At 33.8% G+C, this 2354-nt stretch carries 2 protein-coding genes; one reads left to right on the forward strand and one right to left on the reverse strand.

Features of this window, described 5'->3' with window-relative positions; translation table 11 throughout:
* Nucleotides 1–202, forward strand: a 202-nt coding sequence (locus tag ACP6PM_RS06005; RefSeq protein WP_426582761.1) for a hypothetical protein, incomplete at its 5' end; no start/stop codon positions are given.
* Between the two features lie 117 nt (nucleotides 203–319).
* Here ACP6PM_RS06005 and ACP6PM_RS06010 read toward each other — a convergent pair.
* The coding region (locus ACP6PM_RS06010) for a COR domain-containing protein (RefSeq protein ID WP_426582763.1) at nucleotides 320–2354 on the reverse strand (2035 nt) is incomplete at its 5' end.

Consider the following 2354-nt stretch of genomic DNA (forward strand, 5'->3'; position numbering starts at 1 on the left):
AAATTTCACGATTCATCTGTTCTGGCGGGGTGCTTCAGAAAAAGTATTAACTCTGCCTCCAGAAGTAATACTCAGAAAATTTCACGATTCATCTGTTCTGGCGGGGTGCTTCAGAAAAAGTATTAACTCTGCCTCCAGAAGTAATACTCAGAAAATTTCACGATTCATCTGTTCTGGCGGGGTGCTTCAGAAAAAGTATTAACTCTGCCTCCAGAAGTAATACTCAGAAAATTTCACGATTCATCTGTTCTGGCGGGGTGCTTCAGAAAAAGTATCAACTCTGGTTCCAGAAGTAATAGTCGAAATTTTTGACTATTCATCATTTTTGATCGGATTCTTTTTCTACTTGCGGAGCTGGGAATATCTCTTGAATTTTCTCTACCCAATTAGGAAATCCAGATGGATATAACTTAGGATAAATAATCAGCAAAATAATACCAATAATAGCAGTAACGAAGTAGTAAATAATTTGCCCATTCTGCATCCAGGCTAAAAAATCTAGCAATCCAAATTTCTTAGGTTTTTGTATTTCTGCTTCGGGAGAATTTGCTGTTACTTTACCTTGAATATTACTCTCATCACCAAATACATTACCCATAACATTTCCGTCTTGGTTTTGGATTTTCCGACTTTGGTCGTTGACAATTTTTCGATTCATGGTTTTATTCCCGATAATATTATTATTAGTGTCTATTACAAAATCTCTACTATTAATTACATAGATGTCATTTGGATAATGGTTAGGTTGTAAAAATATCATATACTTATGACTGTCTATCACATCATCAATTAAACTCCTTATATCAACTTCATCATAGGGATAATTATCGCAGTTAGTTTTTAGTCTGCCATTGCTCATCCATTCGTTTAATTTGTCAAATTTGTAGAAATGCGGATTCTGATTATTATTACAAGTCTGACAATTACAAGGGATTAATTTATTATACTTGAGTCGATTATTGTAGGAACTATGAATTTTATCCAATTCGTGAGTCACAATAGTTATTAAATCCCGTTTTTGTTGCCCAGAAATCCTAATTTTTATTTCTCTCTTACCGTAATATTCAATTACCTCTGCTTTTGCTCCATTTTTCTTGAGAATAACTCCGCTTTTCCAGACATATTTCTGTTCTTCAATATACTCGTGCATCACCACAATAAACTGAGTAATAATTCCCTTGGGCATAAATTCATAAGTGTAACGTAAAATCAAATTATTATTTTCATCCCAGTCATATTCTGGTTGAGCTTCCGTTAGAAGTTGAGGCGCAATATAGGTCTGAGAAGTACCAGGAATTTTATAGCAGAGTTTAAATTTAATCATTAATTGCAATAGCTCGTCGTGCATATTGACATATTTTTCTTCATGCCAAATTTTGGTTAAATCATCCTTAGTAAATTTGCCAAAGTTATCGTAAACTTGTGGATTATCTAAGACTTTATAAACTGCTGCTGTTCCCCATTCTGGTTTGAGAATAACTGTTTTATTTAACAAGGGGTCATCTTGAAAATGTAGACAAACTCCTAAATCGTGTAAATAGCCACTTAACTGTAATTTATCCTCATACTTCTTAAACCTATTTTGTTCACAAATAGATAAATATTCTGTCAGACTAATATAGTTACGACCATCTGTTTCTAATGCTTCGCGCACTTTTTTCCAAGTCTTAGGTAGACCATTACCAATGTGGGGTAATTCACTAATGTGATGTTGGATTTCTGTTCTAATTTTTTCTAAACCTCGATTAGTGGCAAGATTGGTAGCTAAAATTTCTTTGATATTAGTAAATTGCCCTTGCAATGCCCGTTGATTAATTTCTCGTTTCCGTTCCTGTTTCTCATTTTTGATAATTAATAAAGGGCTATTATTGCTCAATAATTCTACGACATTCAGCCAATAATAAAAGTCTGTATCTTCTTTGCGGGTATCTGCAACAAGGATATATAACGAGCGTTTGGTCAAGAAAAATTGGTGAGTAGCGTGATAAATTTCTTGTCCGCCAAAATCCCAAATATTCATCTGAAAGTTATGTTGTTTTTTTGTCTGAAAGTTCCACTTATAAACTTCAATTCCTTCAGTCGTCTTTTCATCTCGTAGTTGATAGTCTGGATTTTGAATTTTATTAGCTAGAGTTGTTTTACCTGCTCCACCTTCTCCAACAATTAGTAATTTTGCTTCATAGAGATAATCTATTCCTTCTTTTCGTGTTTGGTGGAAATACTTTCTAACTCCTTCTATTCCTTGTACAGCAATCTCTATTGGCGGAGTTTCTAGGGTATTACCAGTTAAATCAAGCTGAGTTAAATTGGAGAGTTGGCTGATTGATTCTGGAATTCTTGTTAATTGATTATAA

It is taken from the genome of Dapis brunnea BLCC-M229 (assembly GCF_050015995.1).
In the GTDB taxonomy this organism is placed as follows: Bacteria; Cyanobacteriota; Cyanobacteriia; order Cyanobacteriales; family Microcoleaceae; genus Trichodesmium.